We start from the raw sequence: 17729 nt of genomic DNA, 5'->3' as shown, positions 1-17729 counted from the left end.
ACTGCGCAGGCGCCGCGCCTCGCAACGGACTGGCCGCGCCCGCTTTGCGCGCGGCATCCGAACCGACGCCAACGGGTGAGCTCGCCGTCAAACAACTGTCATATCCCGGGCCTAGCGTGACCCGCTTGCCGATGCGCCACCGGCCATCGTTGATCGTTGTCTTTGCCTGGAGTTCCGATGTCTGCCTCCCCCGACCCCTCCCGTCGCCGCCTCATGCAACTGCTGGCGGCCGTTCCCCTGTTGCCGCTCGGCAGCGCCAGCGCCGCCGCGCTCCAGCAACTTGGCGGTGCCGCCATGGCCGCGCGTGGGTTGCGGCCATCGGAAAACCCCACCCGTCTGGTCTCGGCCACCTTCCATGGCATGCCTGCGCCCAGCCTGGCCAACCCGGCCGCGATGGCCACCACCACGGTGGGCTCGGCACTGACCGTGGCCCGCAGCGACGGCAGTACCCAGCGCTACGCATTGGCCTACCACCCGTTCTTCGTCACCGGCGATCAGGTGCCCGACGGCAAGGGCGGCACCGTGCTGGCCGGCGGCTATTACGACATCCAGCATCGCCCCATCATCGACCGCTCCAAGCCCGGCGCCGAGCGCCCGTTCTTTTCCGACTGCCCGGACGGCTCGTCGCTGCTGACCCTGCCCAATGCCAAGGTAAACGGAGTCAAGGGCAATCACGTGTTTGCGGTGGTGCAGTTCGAATACACCACCCGCGACCAGGCCGGCAACGACACCAATCGCCATCTGCCCGCGCCGATCGCGGTGCTGACGCTGGACCAGGACCCAGCCACCGGCAAGCTGTCGCTGGTGAAGTACCACAACGTCGACACCGCGCCGGTGCACGGGCTATGGACCACCTGCGGCGCCAGCCTGTCGCCGTGGAATACCCACCTGTCCAGCGAAGAGTACGAACCCGACGCCACCGCGCTGGCCGGCAATACCCAGTTCCGCAGCTACAGCACGCATCTCTACGGCGACCCGACCAAGGCCAACCCGTATCACTACGGCCACCTGCCGGAGATCACCGTGCACCCGGATGGCACCGGGAGCGTGCGCAAGCACTACTGCCTGGGCCGCATCTCGCACGAACTGGTGCAGGTGATGCCAGACCAACGCACCGTACTGATGGGCGACGACGCCACCAACGGCGGGCTTTTCATGTTCATCGCCGACCGCAAGGCGGATCTATCGGCTGGCACCTTGTATGTCGGCAAGTGGCACCAGACCTCGGGCATTGGCCCGGGTGCGGCCACACTGAGCTGGATCAAGTTGGGTCACGCCACCAGCGCCGAGATCCAGGCGATGGCCGACCGTCTCACCGCCGACGACATTCTCGACGTGCATCTGAGCGACCCAGGCGATGCCAGCTTCACCAAGATCCCGTTCAACGGCACCTTCAACTGGATCCGCATCAAGCCCGGCATGGAAAAGGCCGCCACGTACCTGGAAACCCACCGCTACGCGGCATTGGCCGGCGGCAGTCTGGGCTTTACCAAGCTCGAAGGCACTACCGTCAATGCAAAGGACAAGGTCGCCTACATGGCGATGTCCTACATCGTCACCAGCATGCTCAACGGCTCGGGCGACGTGAAAGTGCAAGGCCCGGAATCCGGCGCGGTGTACGCCTTGAATCTACGTGGCGGGCAGCGCGACAGCCACGGTGCGACGATCCACAGCGACTGGGTACCGATCGACATGGCCGCCCCGGCCGCGCTCACCGGCCATGACCTGGCCAGCGCCGATGCACTGGGCAATCTCGCCGACCCGGAACGCCTGGCCAACCCGGACAATCTCAAGTTCTCCGAAGCGCTGCGCACCTTGTTCATCGGCGAAGACAGCAGCCTGCACGTCAACAACTTCCTGTGGGCCTACAACGTGGACAGCGGCGCACTGACACGCGTGCTGTCGGTGCCGGCCGGCGCCGAATCCACCGGACTGCATGCGGTCGACCAGATCCACGGTTGGACCTACGTGATGAGTAACTTCCAGCACCCCGGCGATTGGGAAACCCCGCTGCACGACACCGTGAAGGCCACCCTGGACCCGCTGGTGCGAGCCAATTACAAGAACCGCTTTGGCGCCGCAGTGGGGTATCTCACCGGCGACCCGGTGGCAGTGCAATTGAGCAAGGCGTAAGCGCAGGTTGTCGTCGCTCGCAGTGCTGGCAAAGCGCTGCGAGCGACGCCGTCTTTCTGTCGTTTCAACTGGGCGATGGACGACGGACGCTTGCACGAGGGCGCGCTGGTGTACGGCTATCTCTGGTGTAGGGCTATCTCATGCGGACAACGCAATGCGTTGAATCCAATCCATTTGCATTTTTGCAATTCGGCAACCTGCATTTCTGCAATTCGGCAACGCGTTTGTTCTGCAACACCGATGCCTGTCGAGGCTCGGAGATCGGCGCCCGTCTGTGCAATCGCGGCCTGCCTGCGGCACAGATGTTGAGCGACTGACACAACGTAGCGAGCACTCGCCTAATAATGAATGCAATGGTGTTGCACGCTGCAGATTATTCGCTCTGTTTTTGATCCATCCGACTGTCTCATTCCATCTAGACACAAGATGAAAAAGCAGCCACGGATCCAAGTGGTAGAGGTGTCTAGATACAGTCAAAAGCTGAGTGAGTCGAGGGCACGGTGCCCTTACCGCTCGCGGGACACGCCGTGAACCCGTCCCTGGGGGCTCGGTGGCGGCATCCATGCCGCCACACGGTCCCGCAAGCGGTGAGGACACCGCACCAGAAAGTTAGTCGGTTGCTTCTTTGAAAGCTTATTGATGGCTCGGCTTGCGTTGGAAAGCTAACCGAAACCACGATGATCCAAACAACATACATCACGCATTGCTTGCACCATGCGGACCGACATTCCCGACCGGTCCTTGCCCGCCCACCGTCGCGGGACCTTACGCGGCATGGATGCCGCGTAAGAGCCTACACAGATGTACTTGCGGCGTGTCCCGCGAGGGTGGGCGGGCAAGGGCCCTGCAGCCAGGCTGTAAATCATTCGCTCTGCATCTGATCTATCCGAAATATCTAATTCCATCCAGACACAAGATGCAAAAGCGGCAAAGGATTTGAGTCGTAGAGGCGTTTGGATACAGTCAGAAGCGGAGTGAGTCGGGCGCGCGGCGCCCTCACCGCTTACAGGACCGGATGCACGCTTCAAAACACGCGATGCTTTTCCAGTGCTGCCATCACGATGGGCTTGGACCATTCCGGTACCTGTGCCAGCTCTGCGGGCGTCTGCGGATAATGCAGACCGGCCCGATCCAGTTCCAGTACCAGCAGCGGCTCGGCCTGCCCCGATGCATCGGCAGCGGCGCTGTTGTCGTAGACGTGCAGCACCGACAGATGCGGCAGCAAGGCGATCAGATTGGCGCGCGAGGCATCGAAACGCTCGCGGATCTTGTGCTCGGCGATCGCATGACCTCCGCCGGCGACCCGTGCCGCAACGCGTTCGATATGCAGCTCCACCGTCGACAAGCCACAGAACCAGACTGCCACCGTGTGCCGTTCACAGGCCTCGCGCAGCAAGCGCGGGATGGTGGTTGCGCCCAATGTTGTTTCGAAGGCGTAATCGCTGCCGTCCGCCATTGCCTGGCGAAGCCGTCGCACACCTTCCTGCCAAGCCTGGGCATTGGCCTCTTCCAACGTCCAGCCCTGCTCCACCAGTTGCCGGGTGAAGGCATCCGGGTTGAACCAGGTGGCACCGTCTTCCTGCAGCAAGGTGCCCAGCAGCGAACTCTTGCCGGCGCCGTTGACGCCGGCCAGTACCAGAATATGTCCCATCGATCAGAGCGACGGACCCAAGGGAATCTTGCGGCCACGACGTGCGGGCTTGGCGATCACCTGTCCCAGCACCGCGCCATCGGTAACCGCGGCAAGATGCGCGTCGAATCTGACCTGCAAGGCCTGCAGCGACTGCGCGCGCGTGGCCGCATCGGCAAGCGCGCTGGCCTGCCGCACCAGATGCCGGTATTCCTCCGCATCCACCACCACTGCTTCGGGGTGATTGTGATTGGTGATGACCACCGCGCCGTGGGTGCGCACCTTGCGCATCAGGCTGGGCCAGCCCTTGATCTTGATGTCGGCCGCTGGCGCTTTTTCGAGCTCGGGCAAGTCCTGATGACGGGACATGGGGCGGTCCTGCGAAGTGAGTGACCCCAGGCTACGCCCAAATGCCCATTTTGGGAAATTTGTCCATTTTGGACTATTCCACGCCAAACCCTAAACGAGAGCGGCTAAAAACCGTAGTGGGCAATCATCAAGTGGGTGCAAACGGCGCACTCAGAACTTATGAGTACATACGCCGTACCCAGCACCGGCCGCGCCCACCTGGCGGCGAGCGCCGTCGTTTTGTTAGCCGCCCAAACTGAAACGGGGCCCGCAGGCCCCGTCGTTTGACGCTACAGCTGTGCGGCGGCTCAGCCGCGCAACTTGCTCAGCAGCTCGCGCGTCACCGGGTCGGCGACGTCGGCCGACTCGCCCTTCAGTGCCGGCAACAGCTGGCTGGCCAGCTGCTTGCCCAGCTCCACACCGAACTGGTCGAACGCGTTGATGCCCCATATCACCGATTGCACGTAGACGCTGTGCTCGTACATCGAGATCAATGCGCCCAGCGCCTGCGGAGTGAGCGCATCGAGCAGGATCACCGTGCTCGGACGGCCTCCCGGATAGCTACGGTGCGGATCGCTGCTGTCCTGACCATTGGCCAGCGCTTCGGTCTGCGCCAGCACATTGGCCATCAGGGCCACGTGGTTCTCGGCATACGGGTCGTCGTTGTGCACAGTGCCGATGAAATCGGCCGGCACCACGCTGGTGCCCTGATGCAGCGCCTGGAAAAAGCTGTGCTGCACATCGGTGCCCGCGCCGCCCCACCACACCGCCACGGTGTCGCTGTCGACCGCCGAGCCATCGAGCTTGACGTGCTTGCCCAGGCTCTCCATCACCAGCTGCTGCAGGTACGCCGGCAGCAGGGCCAGGCGCTGGTCGTAGGTCATCACCGCATGCGTGGCGCTGCCGAGCAGATTGCGGTTCCACACTGCAGTCAGCCCGTGCAGCACCGCGACGTTTTCTTCCAGCGGCGTGTTGAGCGCATGCGCATCGAACTGCGCGGCGCCTTCGAGCAGCTGTTCGAAACGTTCGAAGCCGATCGCCAGCGCAATCGGGAAACCGACCGCCGACCACAACGAATAGCGCCCGCCGACCCAATCCCACATCGGCAGCACGCGGCTCGGTGCGATGTCGAATGCCTTGGCCGCGCGCTCGGGGTTGGCGCTCACGGCAAACAGGCGCTCGCTGCCGCCCAACCAGGCATGCAGGATGCCGCCGTTGAGCAGCGTTTCCTGGGTGCCGAAGGTCTTGGAAATCAGGATGCCGGCGGTGCGTGCCGGGTCCAGCGTGGCCAGCGTGCGCTGCATGGCGGCGCCATCGACGTTGGACACGAAATGCACGCGGAAGCGTGCACCGGTCACCGGACGCAATGCATCGGCCACCAGACGCGGGCCCAGGTCCGACCCACCAATGCCGACACTGACGATATCGGTGACGTCGGTGGCTTCGAGTTGCTCGATCAACGCACCCATGCGCTGGCGCACTTCTGCAGCGGTGGCATAAGCCTCAGAGGCCACCGGCGCGTCGGTCAGATCGCCACGCAACGCGGTGTGCAATGCAGCGCGCTGCTCGGTGACGTTGACCTGCTCGCCACGGAACAGGCGCTGGAATGCACCGGCTAGATCGCGCTCGCGCGCGATGGCGAACAGTGCGTCGAGCGCGGCGCGGTCGTACTTCTGACGCGCGAAATTGAAATACAACGGACCGACTTGCCTGGCGTACTGCGTCGGCCGTTCCGGCTCGGCGGCAAGCAATGCGGGGATGGCAGCGCCGCGCAGGCGCTGGGCGTGGGCGTGAAGCGCGTCGAATCCGTTGGTCTGTGTCATGCGGCCTGCGTGGGGATGCTGTGGTTGGTGTGGGAGATTGCGTTGTGCGCGTCCACATATACCAGATTGGGCTTGAAGGTCTTGGCTTCGTCTTCGCTCATGCTGGCAAACGCAGCCACGATGATCAGATCGCCCACTTGCACGTGACGCGCAGCACCGCCGTTGAGCGACAGGATGCCGCTGCCTTCTTCGGCACGGATAGCGTAGGTGCTGAAGCGCGCACCGTTGGTGACGTCCCAGATGTGGACCTGTTCGAATTCGCGGATGCCGGTCGCTTCCAGCAGCAGGCCGTCGATGGCGATCGAGCCTTCGTAATTGAGCTCGGAGTGAGTGACGGTGGCGCGGTGGATCTTGGCTTTGAGCAGGGACAGGTGCATGGACGCAGGCAACAACGAAAGGAAAGATGGCATTTTAGCGGAAAGCGCCCGCGCTCACCCGGGTGCCGCGCGGCCGCTGGTGAGGGCTTCAGGCGGCGGTGAGGCAGGACCTTTGGCCCTGGATCGCGCGCTTGCCGCCACCGCTCAGCGCGGCAGCACGCGGCGATCCGGGCAGTCTCAGAATTCCAGGTTGTCGATCAGCCGCGTCGCGCCCAGACGCGCGGCGACCAAGGCCACACGCGCACCGGCATTGCTGTCGCCCGGCTCGTTCAGATCGGGCAGGCGTACCACCGCGTAATCGACTCGGAAACCGGCCTGTTCCAGCGCCTGCACGGCGCTTTCTTCAACCTGCGCGCGTGGCGTGCCGGCGGTGTACCTGTCGCGCATCTGCAGCAGCACCTTGCGGATCTGTGCCGACACGGGCCGATCCTCGGCCGACAGATACTGGTTACGCGAGCTCATCGCCAGGCCGTCGGCTTCACGCACGATGCTGCCGCCCAGGATCTCGATCGGAAATGCGAGGTCGGCCGCCATCTGCCGGATCACCGCCAGCTGTTGGTAGTCCTTCTTGCCGAATGCGGCTACATCCGGCTGCACCTGGTTGAACAGACGCGCCACCACCGTGCAGACGCCATCGAAATGCCCCGGCCGGCACACGCCTTCCAGCACATCGCTGACGCCCGGTGCGTGGACCGGCGTGGCCAACGCGGTGCCGAGCGGATACATGGTGTCCACGTCCGGCAGCCACAGCGCATCGCAACCGGCGTCCTCCAACCCACGCAGGTCGGCTTCGGGCGTGCGCGGGTAACGGGCGAAGTCTTCATTGGGCCCGAACTGGGTCGGGTTGACGAACACGCTCGACACCACGCGGTCGGCATACTGGCGCGCCAGCATCACCAACGAATAATGCCCTGCGTGCAGGTTGCCCATGGTCGGCACCAGTGCCACGCGCAGGCCTTCGCGCTTCCAGCCGGTGACCAGGGCGCGCAAGGTGGAAAGATCGGTAATGGTCTGGATCATGCGGCGTACGCGTGCTCTGCATCGGGGAAGCTGCCATCGCGAACGGCCTGCGCATAGGCACGCACCGCGCCGGCCACCGAACCGCCTTCGGCCAGGAAATCCTTGACGAACTTGGGCCGGCGATGGCCGCTGTCCAGACCCAGCATGTCGTGCATCACCAGCACCTGGCCATCGCAGCCCGGGCCGGCACCGATGCCGATGGTGGGCACGCTGAGGTCGGCGCTGATCTGCGCGGCGATCGGCGTGGGCACGCATTCCAGCACCACCAGGCTGGCTCCTGCATCGACTACCGCCTGCGCATCGCGGCGCAATTGCTCGCCGGCTTCGCCGCGGCCCTGCACCTTGTAGCCGCCAAACCGCAGCACCGATTGCGGGGTGAGCCCCAGGTGCGAGCACACCGGAATCTCGCGCTCCACCAGGTAACGGATGACGTCGAGCTTGTGCCCGGCGCCTTCGATCTTGACCATCTCCGCACCGGCTTGCAGCAGCTGGGTGGCGGCATTGAGCGCACGCTCGGGCGTGGCATCGGCCTGGAAAGACAGATCGGCCACCAGCAAGGCCCGCTCCAGCACGCGCGCGACCGCGGCGGTGTGGTAGACCATGTCGGCGGTGGTGACCGGCAAGGTGGAATCGTGCCCCTGCACCACCATGCCGAGCGAGTCGCCGACCAGGATCAGGTCCACGCCATTGGCGTCGAAGCTGCGCGCAAACCCGGCGTCGTAGGCGGTCAACATCACCAGTTTTCGACCCTCGCGCTTGGCCTGCGCCAAGGCGGGCACGGTCCAGGGCTTGCTGTCGGCGTGGCTGCTCATGAAGTCATTACGTGGGGTGATAAGCCGGCCATTATCTACCCAATCGGCTCCAGCCCGCAGACATCGATCGCCTGCAATACGTGCCGCACTGTTCCATGGCCTGGAATGATCGCCTCCGGCGCCAGCTCGGCAAGCGGCAGCAGCGCGAAGCCACGTGCGTGCAGATGCGGGTGCGGCACCTGCAGCTGCGGCAGATCGATCACTTGATCGGCGTAGAGCAGCAGGTCCAGATCCAGCGTGCGCGGGCCCCAGCGCTCGCCGGCCCGACGCTCGCGGCCGAACGACTGCTCGATGCCGAGCAAGCCCTCCAGCAGCGGCAGCGGCGCCAGCTCGGTGCGCAGCTGCGCCACGGCATTGATGAAGTCGGGCTGGTCTTCGCGGCCCCAGGCCGGCGTGCGGTACAGGCGCGAAGCCGCAATCAGCGCGGACTGCGGCAGCGCGCCAAGCGCAGCGATGGCCTCGCGCACGCTGGCCTCGGCCGGGCCCAGGTTGGCACCCAGGCCGACAAAGGCGACATGCATGCCCTACTCGCCTGCCGACGCGCCAGTGCGACGACGACGGCGGCGACGCTTGCGCGGTGCACCCTCGTCGCCATCGTGATCGGCCTGCGCCGATTCGATCGCATCGACCAGCTCCTGGCCGGACGACTTTTGCGCCTCGCGCCAGAACTCCACATCGGCCGCATGATCGGCCGACGCGAACTGACGCAACACCAGAAAATCGTACGCCGCGCGGAAGCGCGGATGCGACAAGGTACGGAACACGCGCTTGCGTTGACGCGACGAGAAGCGCGTCTGCAGCAGCCAGATTTCCTGCATCGGCAGCGAGAAACGACGCGGCAACGCCACCCGCTCAAGCTGGTGCAAGGTGACCCGGTCGGCGGCGCGCCGCTGCGCATCTTCCGGCTGCACGCCCTGCGCCTGCAGCCCCATCAAGGTGCGGCAGAACGCTGGCCACAGCAGCAACGCGAACAGAAAGGCAGGCGACACCGGCTCGTCGTTGGCCACGCGCGCATCGGTATTGCGCAAACCTTCCAGCACCATCGCGCGCAACGCGCCGCTACGGTTGGATTTGAGCGCCGCTGCACTCTCGGGGAACAACGCGCCGAGCAGGCCGTAACGCTCCAGGCCTTCGAAACTGGCCACGCCGTGCCCGGACAGGAACAGCTTGAGAATTTCTTCGAACAGGCGTGCCGGCGCGGCTTCGGACAACAGCCCGGCCAGACGCGGGATCGGTTCGGCGCTGCCGGCTTCGATCTCGAAGTTCAACTTGGCCGCCAGGCGCACTGCACGCAGCATGCGCACCGGATCTTCCTGGTAACGCAGCTCCGGGTCGCCGATCAACTTCATCAGGCGTGCCTGCACGTCTTCGAAGCCGCCGCAGTAATCGCGCACCGAAAAATCTTCGATCGCGTAGTACAAGGCGTTGCAGGTGAAGTCGCGGCGGATCGCGTCGTCTTCGATGCTGCCGTAGACATTGTCGCGCACCAGGCGGCCGTTATCCAGCTCGCGGTCGCCGCTGCCATCGTCGATGTTGGCGCGGAACGTGGCCACTTCGATGATCTCGCGGCCGAACACCACGTGCGCCAGACGAAAGCGACGGCCGATCAACCGGCAATTGCGGAACAGCGCCTTGACTTCTTCCGGCGTGGCGCTGGTCGCAACGTCGAAATCCTTGGGGTGGCCACCGACCAGCAGGTCGCGGACTGCGCCACCGACCAGATAGGCACCAAAGCCGGACTCGCGCAGGCGATACAGCACGCGCAGCGCGTTGGGGCTGATGTCCTTACGCGAAATGGTGTGCTGATCGCGTGGAATGACGCGCAGCGTGAACGGGGATGTAACTGAGGGTTCGATGATGGCGCTTCCGTCTTGTGTTGCAGGATTGCCCAACGGCTATTACCTCACTATACTAGCGCGCTGCACAAGACGCGACAAAAACGCTCCCTTCGTCTAATGGTTAGGACGTGGCCCTCTCAAGGCTAAAACAGGGGTTCGAGTCCCCTAGGGAGCACCACGTTCGTCCTGCTGCAGACCACGCCAAAGCCCCGCATTGCGGGGTTTTTGCATTGTGACGCAGGTAGTTTTAATGGGTGGTGCAGCTGCAGCGGCGGGCAGCGAGACCGCACAGGCCGTGACGTTCGGCAGTCCTCCCGTCACCAGCACTCTCCGGTCAATCGAGTCATCTGGCCGAGTCCGGTTGAGCGCCACACCATTGGCCGACCTGGAAGCAATCGAGATCGCACCCCGCCGAGCTATCTGCTGCACTGCCCGCGTGCGCGGCGTGATCCGCAGGCTGGTCGATCACAGCAACACGATGAGTGCCAACAGCACAGACAGATCGATCCCTGGCGCGCAGCGCATGTTGTATCGCCCCTGCCCCATCGCGATAGCCGACATGCCGTACTTGCGCGCCATCCGCGCGACACGCCTTGGATACTTGCAGTGCATGGCCTCTCCTCAACTGGCAAACGGGGATGTGCGATCTTCATCGCTGCCGGTTTCGGCAACGGCGTCATGGGCATGCAAACTTTCCAGGTGGCGCACTGCCACGTCGAAGGACGTGTAGCGCTCAGCCAACGCCATGCGCAAACGCCGCGCGGCATCTTCCACATACATCAGGTTGGCGCCGTTCAAACGTGCGAATGCCTGCTCGTCGATCCGCCGTACCGCCGCCTGCACCGGCGTCGCCAATGCCTGTTCGCAGACGCCGATCAATGCACGGATATCCAGCCGCTGCAGGCAGGCCAACAGATCCACGCGCACCTGCGCCAGGCTGCGCTGACTGTGCGGTGTGGCGTACGAACCGTGCACCTGCAGCCACTGCGCAATGTCGTCCAACGGCACCGCAGCGCGACTGGCGTGCTGCTGCACAAATGCCTCGCTCAACAACTGCCGGGACAATGCCGCCGAACACGGGCAGGTCGAGGCATACAGCACGTCGATCTGCAGCTGGACCTGGCTGCGCCCTGCCCTGCACTGCGCATCGATGCGCACCGGGTATGCGCGCCAGCCGGCCAGGCCTTCGCTGAGCAAAGCCGGCGTGCGCAGCATCACCTCGAACGACAGCGTCACCCGCGCCGCCCGGCTGCCGCAGTCGGCATGGCTGTCGATCAAGGCCTGCAGCAACTGCGACAACATCGCTGGCGAGACCGGCTGCTCCAGATATCGGTCCAAGAGGCGGTACAGCCGCGACATATGGATGCCCTTGATCTCGGGGCGCGGCAGATCGACCTGCACGCTGGCGCGAGCCGAGACGGTACCGCTGGGCTCGGCCTCATCCAGGCGTACGGGGATGGCAATATCGTGCATGCCCACCCAGCGCAGCGGTGCGCTCAACGCGGGCGGTTCGGTAACGGCAACATCGGGAAGCGTGGCGGACATCGGGAACTCGTTGATGATGAAGATGACAGCCGCGTATCAGGCGCGGCCAGGAAATGCCTGGAAGTAGTCGTCGATGCCCGCATGCAGGGTCTGCGCGAGCTCGTCTTGATGCGCATCGCCGCATAAGCGATAGCAATCGTCGCGGTTGCTCATGAAGCCGGTTTCCACCAGCAACGAGGGAATGTCAGGCGACTTCAGCACCGCAAAACCGGCCTGCCCCACCTGAGGCTGATGCAGCCGGGTCACGTGCTGCAGGCGGCCCAGCATCAAGTTACCGAACGCAACGCTGCTGGCGATGGTTCCGCTCAGCGACAGATCGGCCAGTACCTGCGACAGCACCGGATTGCTCGGCACGCGTAGCCGGCGTGCGTTGTCGCCCATGTCGTCTGCGGCGTTCTCGCTGTCGGCAATCCAGCGCGCCAACGCCGAGCTGGCACCATTTTCGGACAAGGCAAACACCGACGCGCCGCTGGCCTGCGTGTTGGGCGCGGCGTCGGCATGGATGGACACGAACAGATCGGCGTTGTGGCGATGGGCGATCAACACCCGTTCGTGCAGCGGCACGAAACGGTCGTCGCTGCGGATCATGGTCGGTCGGTAGCGCGTGTCGGCAGCGAGCCGCTGATGCAGACGCCCGGCCACCGCCATGGCGACATACTTCTCGTAACGCGCATCGGCACTTACCGCACCGGGATCCTTGCCGCCGTGGCCGGCATCGATGGCGATCACGTACGGATGCAGGCGCGAGCGCATCGCGATGACCGGCGCGTCTGCAGCAACGACTGTCGGCAGCGGCACCGCGCTGGATGCGGCAACCAGGTCCAGTAACAAAACATTGCCGTCCCAGTGCTTAGTGACTGCGACCGGCTGGGCCAGATCGAGCACCACACGCATCCCATCGGCGTGTGGCCCGCTGCGGATGCGTGTGACCGCAACATCGTCAGCTGGCGGCACGATGTGGGGCGGTTGTGCCGAGACACCGGATAAATCGATCACAAAACGCTCAGGACCCGACAAGCCGAAACTGCGATAACCAGCCTGTCCACTCAAGGCCAGCCGAAGACGCAGTACATCGCCTTGCTGCTGCACGCTGCACTCAAGCAAGGAAGGAAGATCTTGCGTATAGCCGGCGACGGGCGACAGCAGCAACGCAGCGCTAGCGCCTTGCAATAGGTGTCGCCGGTTCATCGTTGGCACCCGCGCCTGCCCGAGCCATCAGCTCGCCACGACAGGGGAATCCGTGGAGGGCGACGCACGATCGAACAGCATTTAGACAGAGGTAGGGGGTAAGACACGAGAGGCAGGAAGCGCGCGAAGATCCGTAATTGTTATAATATAACACAACGCTGTCGCAGCACTAGGGAACGTCCAACCCTGTGCCTCGACGTTCATCTAACAACCCGCCCTGGAGCCCGCCCGATGCCTGCCCACCTTCCTGATAGCTACTCTGCCTGGCGTCACTGCATCGAGATCGCCTGTGCCCAGCCGCTGACGCCGGTCTTCATTGCGCAGCGCCTCATCGAGCTGCGCGACACCGCCAACCACCACACCCAACAATTTCTGCGTCTTTGGGGTCTGGCACACCATCGGCAAGTGATTGATTGGTTCGAGCGTGCCGGCAGCGAGTGCTCGGCTAAGTAAGCACCTCTCAAAGCCGCGACGCTTGGTGAAGAAGATGGGTCTGGGATGCGTACCGTGGTTGACTACGCTTATTTATCACCTGTGATATCTGGCCGCGTTTTTATGCGACAAACAATCAACAAAACGTCTCTATCAACACGTAACGTATAAGCGCCTGAATTGCAGGCGGAGTTGCCCCACGCAGGGGGAAGGCAAAGACATTATGGACGCGAAAAATAATGCACTGAAAGCAATTCTTGTGCTAACGGGATTTCTGGTGATGGGTCATGCGATCGCTCAAACATGTTGTCCTTCCGGAGGCGTAGGAGTGAGAGCAACCGGACTCGGCGAAAACCATCCGAGTGCCACTAACCTCGCATTAGATGCCGCTTGGTCCATTTACGAATTTCAACGTGATGGCGTCACCTACCTGCAGATCAACGACACCGCAGGCACAGTACGGGCCGTGGTCGCGCGTGTCGACAATGCGCTTTGGGTAGTCCCAATGGGCAAGGATGTCGACCGCGTTTCAGTACCGATCACTAACTCCATTTCGGAAAACGCGGTTTCTTTCAACGTGAATAGTGCAATCAGCAACACGTCTCGCATGGTCTATCGGAATGCAAATTTCACTGTGCACGTCGAGTCGCAAGCCAACGGGGAACACTGGAGAGTCTCTCCTTCGAAGTAACAGCAGACGCCTCCGCGACAAGGAAGGTGAGTACTAACGCATGGCGGCGACGGAACATGCCGCCATGCGATTTCAATCGGGCGCGAAACTCGGCTTCCGCTTCGGGCGAGTCGCGCCGCACGGAGTCCACCAAAGATGTATCCGCGAACACACGTATCACAACACCTTGCCCACCCCGGCCCCGCCATGCGCGGGCTTGGATAAAATGCTTGTTTGCATGGGGCAGCAACTCGATTGCACTAAGCGTGCAGCGATAGGCAGCCAACTGAAGACCGAGTGAGAGCTGACGGCAATCCCCTCGCAAAAGATACTCGAACCCTGTGGATTTGAATCGCGCCAAAGCTGGCGAACGCAGCGATTGAAACAAGCCGTGCGTTTCAATCTCCAGAGGGTACAAATTGGCGACATACTCCTGAAGAAGCCGAGATTCAATCACAGCGACACGAGTAATTTCCATCGCAGCCGCGTGATGCCCCCTCGAACGCAAATCCGCCACAATATCTTTGCGCATTCGATTGATCTGAGCATTGACATCCGAATACTCCAACACTTGATTGCGCAAGGTACGTTCGGCACCTAAATAACTATCTTTTACGGCCTGTTGCGAGTCCGCCCTGATTCTGCGGATCGTATCGAATCGCTCAAAAGGAATGGTCAGACGAGCACCAAAAATGAAAAGCGCGGCACTTACCAGGACATGGAACAACTGAATCAAAAAAAGATTCGGATCATAGAATCCAATTTGATAGACCTTTGGAATACTGATAGCAAGCGCCACCATCGCCAACAAGGTACCTAGAGCAGTCCCCGTAATGCCGTGACGTCGAGTCAATAAAACTGCGGGCCCTATCAATGCGATCATCAAGATGTTGCGGGGAAGCGCATCGTGCGTGTAATTGAGCATATAAAACAACGCAACGATGGCGACTACCGAAGCACCAAGATCACGTGGCAATTCAGCCCTGATCGGCTGCGACTGCTTGGGCGACCAAAGCATCACTGGAAGCAGGAACATCAAGATGCCGAGATAGCTACCTACCCAATAACGGAGTAGGAACTCCAAAAAGTTAACTGTCGCCGGGCCATCCAGCAGTGCATTGATCACAATGCTCCACAATGAATTACAAAAAGCGACAGCGATGGCAAACGGGATCAACCAACGAACTTGGTAGACCTGCCCGCGCGAATGATGCCTTGCTAGCCATATAACGTACGCAATCATTGGCGCGTGCAAAAACGGACTGAGATAGGCCCATATCAAGCTGTAATCCTGGCGCAGTGCCAGTGGGACGCGCAGCCAGAGCATGGCAGCAGCGTCACCCGCCAACAAAAACGGCCACTCTCGGTACGGCCGAAACAGCAAGGTGATGACGCGCAAGCCGACAGGCAGGTACCACTGGTCTATCGAGCAGAACCAAAGCATCACAAACGTAAGTCCGTAGCACACGCCGATCAGCGTGCCCCTGAGGACTTCCCTGGCTGAAGCCATACCACCACTCCTTGGTTCCACGATTCACCCTAGTCTGGAGGGAACTGCGGATTGGAGTATAGCGGTGGCGCACAATTCGCTAGAAGAGGCAGTTGCTCTTCACTCGGCAAATTCATTCGAGGACACGCTTTGCACTTTACTGGTGCGTCACCCAACTCAAGGAAGTGCGCTAGCCGGCATCGGGTCGCCTGACCGGATCAGGTGCAGGAACACTCAAGCCATCAACACTCATCTTGATGCGCTTATGCAGCAGTCGTCTTCGACGCCGCATGCGCTAGGACATAAAAGAAAGCCGCGCTGTTGCGCGGCTTTCTTCTTTTTTCATGCCGAAAGTTGCATAGCAGGCTAAATCAGCCCTCCATCTGCTCCAACTCCTTGCCCTTGGTCTCGTAGACGTACTTGAGCACGAAGAACACCGAGATGAAGGCGGCAACCGTGTAGATGCCATAGGCGCCGGCGAGACCGATGCTGCCGAGCAGGATCGGGAAGCTGACGGTGATGGCGAAGTTGGAGGTCCACTGCGCGGCACCGGCGATCGCCAAGCCTGAGCCGCGGATCTGGTTGGGGAACATCTCGCCCAGCATCACCCACATCACCGGGCCCCACGAGGCGTTGAAGAACACCACGTAGACGTTGGCGGCCACCAGCGCCAGCATGCCCATGGCATCGGACATCGCCAGCTTGCCTGTGGCGTCCAGCGACGCGGTGGCGAACGCATAAGTCACCAAGGCCAGCGACACCGCCATGCCGACCGAGCCGATCCACAGCAGCGGCTTGCGGCCGATCTTGTCGACCAGCATCACCGTGACCAGGCAGGCGCCGATGCTCAGGCCGCCGGAGAGCACGTTGATCAGCAGTGCATCCTGTTCGGAGAAGCCCACCGCCTGCCACAACACCGCGCCGTAATAGAACACCACGTTGATGCCGACCAATTGCTGGAACACCGCCAGGCCGACGCCGATCCAGACGATGGGGCGAACCTTGCCGGTGGCCTTGCTGATCAGGTCGGAGAACTTGGGCTTGTGCTGGTCGGCCGACATGGACGCGGAGATCTCGGTCAGCTTGGTCTGCGCAGCAGCGTTGCCGTACAGCCGCTTGAGCACCACCAGCGCCTGCTCGCGACGGCCCTTGACCACCAGGTAGCGCGGGCTTTCGGGGATGACCAGCAGCAACAGCAGGAACGCCAGCGACGGAATCGCCTGCATCCAGAACATCCAGCGCCAGGCGGCCTGCCCGGCCCACAACGGTTCGGTGGAGGCACCCGCCGCGTTGGCGAGCAGATAGTTGCTCAGGAAGGCGCAAAACAGCCCGCTGATGATGGCGATCTGCTGCATGGTGGCGAGGCGGCCGCGATAGCGCGCGGAGGCGACCTCGGCGATGTAGGCCGGTGAAATGACGCTCGCCGCACCGACGGCAAAGCCGCCCATGACGCGCGCGAAGATGAAAAAGCCGGAGCTGTGCGAGGCACCGGCACCGATGGCCGAGAGCAGGAACAGCGCCGCAGAAATGATCAGGACCGCGCGGCGGCCCCAACGGTCGGCCAGGCGGCCGGCGAAGAAGGCGCCGATGGCGCAACCCAGCAGCATCGAGGCGACCTCGAATCCGGTCTCGGCGGCACTGGAATGGAAGGTCTGCTTCAGGCCATCGACAGTGCCGTTGATCACGCCGCTATCGAAACCGAACAAAAAACCGCCGATCGTTGCAACGCAACTGATCAGGACGATGAAACGGGTGTTCTCACCGGCATCGGGGGCGCCGTTTACGGAGACACTGGACATGGGTTCACCTGGAAACATGCAAGGGAGCGGTCACTGGTGTGGCCGCCGTCGGCCGGCGACGCGATGCGCCGCCGGCCACGGGACATCAACGCGTCAGGTACTGATTGATCAGGTTTTCGTAGGCTTCCTGGCGGCCGCTGATCTGGGTCGGCACATTGCCGGCCGCATGCTTGGCCACGTCCACCAGCGTGCTGGANTCGCAAAACCGAAGATCCGTTCTCAAGGAGTTGTGCACTGCGACCGATGCAATGAAACATCAACGCGTCAGGTACTGATTGATCAGGTTTTCGTAGGCTTCCTGGCGGCCGCTGATCTGGGTCGGCACATTGCCGGCCGCATGCTTGGCCACGTCCACCAGCGTGCTGGACCCATTGGCGAACGCGGCACCGGCACCGCTGTCGAAGCTGGCGTAACGCTCGGCGCGCCAGGTTTCCAGCGGCGAGGACGTCAGCAGCGCATTGGCCACTTCCAGACCGCGTGCGAACGCGTCCATGCCGCCGATGTGGGCCATGAACAGGTCCTGCGGATCGGACGATTCGCGACGCACCTTGGCATCGAAGTTCAAGCCGCCCGGTGCCAGCCCGCCCTGCCGCAGCACTACCAGCATCGCGCCGACGGTGTCGTA

Annotated in this window: 15 protein-coding genes, 1 tRNA gene and 1 pseudogene; 4 read left to right on the top strand and 13 right to left on the bottom strand. The window is 62.7% G+C overall.

The features are described from left to right. The first annotated feature begins 177 nt into the window (after positions 1-177). Complete coding sequence (locus ASF90_RS20905; RefSeq protein WP_055854807.1) at positions 178-2133, top strand: alkaline phosphatase PhoX; 1956 nt, start codon at positions 178-180, stop codon at positions 2131-2133. Between the two features lie 1024 nt (positions 2134-3157). On the opposite strand, the gene ASF90_RS20900 is transcribed toward ASF90_RS20905, so the two are convergent. From ASF90_RS20900 to pcnB, 8 genes are all read right to left on the bottom strand, one after another. Beyond that, entirely contained in the window at positions 3158-3784 is a 627-nt protein-coding gene (locus ASF90_RS20900; RefSeq protein WP_055854804.1) for an AAA family ATPase, read from the bottom strand. A gap of 3 nt (positions 3785-3787) precedes the next feature. Continuing rightward, positions 3788-4132 carry a type II toxin-antitoxin system prevent-host-death family antitoxin gene (locus ASF90_RS20895; RefSeq protein ID WP_055854802.1) on the bottom strand — a complete coding sequence of 115 codons (345 nt, stop codon included), beginning with the start codon at positions 4130-4132 and terminating at the stop codon, positions 3788-3790. Positions 4133-4419: 287 nt separating this feature from the next. Then, positions 4420-5934 carry a glucose-6-phosphate isomerase gene (pgi, locus tag ASF90_RS20890; RefSeq protein ID WP_055854799.1) on the bottom strand — a complete coding sequence of 505 codons (1515 nt, stop codon included), beginning with the start codon at positions 5932-5934 and terminating at the stop codon, positions 4420-4422. Further along, the gene (panD, locus tag ASF90_RS20885; RefSeq protein ID WP_055854797.1) at positions 5931-6311 is read right to left on the bottom strand and encodes an aspartate 1-decarboxylase; all 381 of its coding nucleotides are present in this window, start codon (positions 6309-6311) and stop codon (positions 5931-5933) included. Before panD ends, pgi begins: the two co-directional genes overlap by 4 nt. Before the next feature lie 177 nt (positions 6312-6488). Further along, entirely contained in the window at positions 6489-7331 is an 843-nt protein-coding gene (gene panC, locus ASF90_RS20880; protein WP_055854794.1) for a pantoate--beta-alanine ligase, read from the bottom strand. Beyond that, a complete protein-coding gene (gene panB, locus ASF90_RS20875) occupies positions 7328-8143 on the bottom strand; it encodes a 3-methyl-2-oxobutanoate hydroxymethyltransferase (RefSeq protein WP_055854791.1) in 816 nt (271 codons plus the stop codon). Before panB ends, panC begins: the two co-directional genes overlap by 4 nt. A 35-nt stretch (positions 8144-8178) precedes the next feature. Beyond that, entirely contained in the window at positions 8179-8664 is a 486-nt protein-coding gene (folK, locus tag ASF90_RS20870) for a 2-amino-4-hydroxy-6-hydroxymethyldihydropteridine diphosphokinase (protein ID WP_055854789.1), read from the bottom strand. Positions 8665-8667: 3 nt separating this feature from the next. Continuing rightward, positions 8668-10035 carry a polynucleotide adenylyltransferase PcnB gene (gene pcnB / locus ASF90_RS20865; RefSeq protein ID WP_055854786.1) on the bottom strand — a complete coding sequence of 456 codons (1368 nt, stop codon included), beginning with the start codon at positions 10033-10035 and terminating at the stop codon, positions 8668-8670. A gap of 49 nt (positions 10036-10084) precedes the next feature. Between pcnB and ASF90_RS20860 the strand changes: the two genes are divergently transcribed. Then, positions 10085-10159 (top strand) — tRNA-Glu (locus ASF90_RS20860). Positions 10160-10602: 443 nt separating this feature from the next. On the opposite strand, the gene folE2 is transcribed toward ASF90_RS20860, so the two are convergent. Continuing rightward, a complete protein-coding gene (gene folE2 / locus ASF90_RS20855) occupies positions 10603-11526 on the bottom strand; it encodes a GTP cyclohydrolase FolE2 (RefSeq protein ID WP_055854783.1) in 924 nt (307 codons plus the stop codon). Between the two features lie 36 nt (positions 11527-11562). After that, on the bottom strand, positions 11563-12714 hold the full coding sequence (locus ASF90_RS20850) for an N-acetylmuramoyl-L-alanine amidase (protein WP_055854780.1): 1152 nt from the start codon (positions 12712-12714) through the stop codon (positions 11563-11565). Between the two features lie 231 nt (positions 12715-12945). On the opposite strand from ASF90_RS20850, the gene ASF90_RS20845 reads away from it, so the two are divergent. Then, entirely contained in the window at positions 12946-13167 is a 222-nt protein-coding gene (locus tag ASF90_RS20845) for a hypothetical protein (RefSeq protein ID WP_055854778.1), read from the top strand. 202 nt (positions 13168-13369) lie between these two features. Continuing rightward, positions 13370-13837 carry a hypothetical protein gene (locus ASF90_RS23110; RefSeq protein ID WP_082473648.1) on the top strand — a complete coding sequence of 156 codons (468 nt, stop codon included), beginning with the start codon at positions 13370-13372 and terminating at the stop codon, positions 13835-13837. On the opposite strand, the gene ASF90_RS20840 is transcribed toward ASF90_RS23110, so the two are convergent. The 3 genes and pseudogenes from ASF90_RS20840 to ASF90_RS20830 form a co-directional block, all read right to left on the bottom strand. Beyond that, positions 13776-15326, bottom strand: a complete 1551-nt coding sequence (locus tag ASF90_RS20840) for an MASE1 domain-containing protein (RefSeq protein ID WP_055854776.1) — start codon at positions 15324-15326, stop codon at positions 13776-13778. The genes ASF90_RS23110 and ASF90_RS20840 overlap by 62 nt on opposite strands. Before the next feature lie 350 nt (positions 15327-15676). Next, the gene (locus ASF90_RS20835; protein WP_055854773.1) at positions 15677-17104 is read right to left on the bottom strand and encodes a sugar porter family MFS transporter; all 1428 of its coding nucleotides are present in this window, start codon (positions 17102-17104) and stop codon (positions 15677-15679) included. Between the two features lie 256 nt (positions 17105-17360). Beyond that, positions 17361-17729: pseudogene (locus ASF90_RS20830) on the bottom strand (xylose isomerase); the annotation flags it as partial.

Origin of the sequence: Xanthomonas sp. Leaf148, assembly GCF_001423585.1 — a bacterium.
Classification (GTDB): domain Bacteria; phylum Pseudomonadota; class Gammaproteobacteria; order Xanthomonadales; family Xanthomonadaceae; genus Xanthomonas.
Note: the sequence above shows the minus strand (reverse complement) of the source record. Positions and strands in the feature narration are given on the sequence as shown.